Origin of the sequence: Protofrankia sp. Cj3 (assembly GCF_917627355.1) — a bacterium.
In the GTDB taxonomy this organism is placed as follows: domain Bacteria; phylum Actinomycetota; class Actinomycetes; order Frankiales; family Frankiaceae; genus Protofrankia.
Window position 1 is genome coordinate 1 of record NZ_CAKJTR010000308.1, and the last position, 2,976, is coordinate 2,976.

The 2,976-nt window shown below is 67.6% G+C and carries 2 protein-coding genes; both read right to left on the reverse strand.

Annotated elements, in window-relative coordinates; translation table 11 throughout:
• On the reverse strand, nt 1–1,445 hold a 1,445-nt coding region (locus MJ783_RS22805), incomplete at its 3' end, for an aldehyde dehydrogenase family protein (RefSeq protein ID WP_239313851.1).
• Nucleotides 1,446–1,609: 164 nt separating this feature from the next.
• Nucleotides 1,610–2,803 (reverse strand): cytochrome P450, encoded by a 1,194-nt coding sequence (locus MJ783_RS22810; protein WP_239313853.1) that lies wholly within the window; start codon nt 2,801–2,803, stop codon nt 1,610–1,612.
• Nucleotides 2,804–2,976: the final 173 nt, after the last annotated feature.

Genomic DNA, 2,976 nt, shown 5'->3' on the forward strand with positions numbered 1-2,976 from the left:
TATTCGCGGAAGCCGTCCTCGCCGTGCTCGCGCCCGACACCGCTGATGCCGTATCCGCCAAACGGTGTGTCCGGTGACAGGTAGAACGATGGTCCGATGTTGACGGTCCCGGCCTTCATGCGCTTCGCGAGACGCAGGGCACGCTCCGGGTCCTGCGTCTGGATGTACGACGAGAGCCCGTAGCGGGAGTTGTTGGCGACCCGGACCGCCTCATCGTCGTCGCCGTCGTACCGCACCACGGTCAGGACCGGCCCGAACACCTCGTACTGGGCGATCTCAGCGTCCTCGTGCACGTCAGCGACGACGGTCGGCTCGTACCAGAAGCCCCTGCCGCCGGTCGGTGAAGCGCCGCGACGCCCGCCGACCGGCACCCGCGCGCCCGCGGCCCGGGCCCGTTCCACGAGCCCCTCGATCCGCGCCAGCTGCGCACCGTTGATGATCGGCCCGACAATGTTCGCCGGGTCGGTCGGGTCGCCCCACGGCAGCGCTCCGATGGCGGCGGTCACTGCCTCCAGCACCTCGTCGTACCGGGAGGCGTGTACGACCAGCCGGGTCGCGAGCGCACACCCCTGCCCGCTGTTGGCCATGCACATCCCGACTGTCATCGGCAGCGCGACGGCCAGATCGGCGTCGTCGAGGATGATGTTCGCGGACTTTCCGCCGAGCTCCAGGCAGACCTTGCGGATGCCGACCGCCGCACGTTCGTAGATGCGCTGGCCGACGGCTGGTGATCCGGTGAAGTGGTACATGTCCACCCGCGGGTCGCCGGTCAGTGCCTCTCCTGCCACGGCTTTGTCGTGCGAGCTGATCACGTTCAGCACGCCCGGCGGCAGGTCGGTGTGCTCGTGTGCAATCTTCGCGATGAAGGCCCCTGTCAGCGGTGTGTCCGGAGCGGTCTTGAGCACGATGGTGTTGCCGGTGGCCAGCGCGTGTTGGATCTTCCAGATGTCGGTCATGAACGGCGCGTTCCACGGTGTGATCGCCCCGACCACGCCATACGGCTCGTACCGGACAAGACGGTTGCTCGGCAGGCCAACGCCCTGGTGCACGCCGAAGTCGCGTTCCCACGGGAAGCGCCCGATGAGATCGTTGAAGTACGACATGTCATCGGTCATCACGTCGATGTGGGCGCCGATGTTGGACGTCGGGGTGCCGGCTTCGGCGATCTGGATCTGTTTGGCAACGGCCGCTTCCTTGCGTAGCGCATCCTGCAACTGGCGCAGGACCCGCTCGCGGAACGCATGGTCGGTGGCCCACAGGGTCTCGTCCGCGGCCCGTCGGGCCGCGGTGACCGCGGCGGCGACATCTTCGGCCTGCCCGTCGGCCGCCGTGCCGACGACCGACTCGTCGCTCGGGCTCAGGACGTCGAAGCGCCCGCCGGCGATCGCCTCGCGGAACTCCCCATCGATGTACAGCCGGCCCTCGGGTACTACGTCGAGTGTCACATCTTCCTCCAGATGACAGGCGGATCCGATATCGCACCGCGGACAGAGATGAAAAAACCGCTGCTTGAGAGCGCCCGGCGCCAAGGGCGCGGCGGCGCCGGGCCTGCTCGTAGCCGCCGGGCCTGCTCGTATGAGAAGGAGCGCTGAACGGGTGCCGGGGCCGTTCAGGCGACCGGGAAGGTGATCGGTAAATGAATCGCGGCGCGTACACCGTAGTTCGTGTACAGCACTTCCTTTCCAGGAGCGATCGTGTATTCGGGAATACGCCGGTGGAACTCCTCGAGCGCGACGCGCAGCTCGAGGCGGGCGAGATTGGAGCCGAGGCAGCGATGCGGGCCGGCCGCGAAACCGACGTGCGCGTTGTGCGGGCGTTCGAGCTCGACGGTCATCGGATCGGGGAACGCGGCCGGGTCGAGGTTCGCCGCCGCCCACACCACCTCGACCTTGGACCCGGCCGGGAACCGGCGGCCGTGGACCTCGATGTCCTCGGTCACCCACCGATGCCCGAGCGGTACCGGTGACTCGAAGCGCATCAGTTCCTCGATCGCCTTGCCGAGCAGCGTCGGGTCTGTCAGCACCCGGTGGCGTTCGGCAGGGTGCTCAGCGAACCAGGCGAGCATGCACGACAGTGAGCAGGTGACCGTGTCCAGGCCTGCGATCACAAGTAGATAGCAGATATCGATGATTTTCTGGTCGGACAGTCGCGCGCCGTCCACGCTGGCCGTCAGGAAGGCGCCGATCAGGTCGTCCCGTGGGGGCTCGGCGCGGTGCTCGGCGAGGACGCGCGTGAGGTAGTCGTACATGCGTTCGCCCGCCGCGCGCATGTGCGCCTGCTGTTCCTCCGCGGTGCTGCCCTGTGGCCGGACGACCGCTTCCTTGAAGTCCAGGAAGATCGGAAGGTCGTCGGTGGGGAGACCGAGGAGGTCGATGAAGATATGCGTGGGCAGCGGCGCGCACAGGCTCGTCAGCAGCTCGGCCTCACCCGTGTCCACGAACATGTCGATCAGGGCGTTTGTTCGTGCTCGTATGGTCGCCTCCAGCCGCGCGACCTGTTTTGGAGCGAACAACGGATCCAGCAGTTTGCGGTAGGTGCGGTGCGCGTCGCCGTCGAGATCCAACGGGATCAGTGGGCGCTGGGCGCCCATGTTGTAGTGCGTCCCATCGGTGGCGCGCACCGCCGGGTGACGGAGGAACTCCGTCATCTCCTCGCGGCGGGTGATGACGAGGGTGCCGTCCGGGCGGCTCGGCGTATCCTGCCCGGCCAGCTCGCCGAACGCCTGTTGGGGATGGCGCTCGTCCCACGAGCCCAGCAGGTGGGCCGCACAGAAAAGCGGCGGGATGATGGCCTCGGCAGTCATGTCCGTTCCTGATCTCCAGGTTCATGGTTTTCCAGCAAGGCGATCAGCCCGCCAGGTCGGTGGCCTGCTTGGGACGGTTCTCCACGGCTGGCCGGGCCAATCCGGGCTCCTGCTCTGCTGGCGGGCTCCGCGTGTCGAGACGTGACCGGTAGGAGCGCCCGGCAACAGGGGTG

What these genes read in the sequence shown, in the direction of transcription:
- MJ783_RS22810 (WP_239313853.1), bottom strand. Translation starts at nt 2,803, where the DNA reads ATGACTGCCGAGGCCATCATCCCGCCGCTTTTCTGTGCGGCCCACCTG.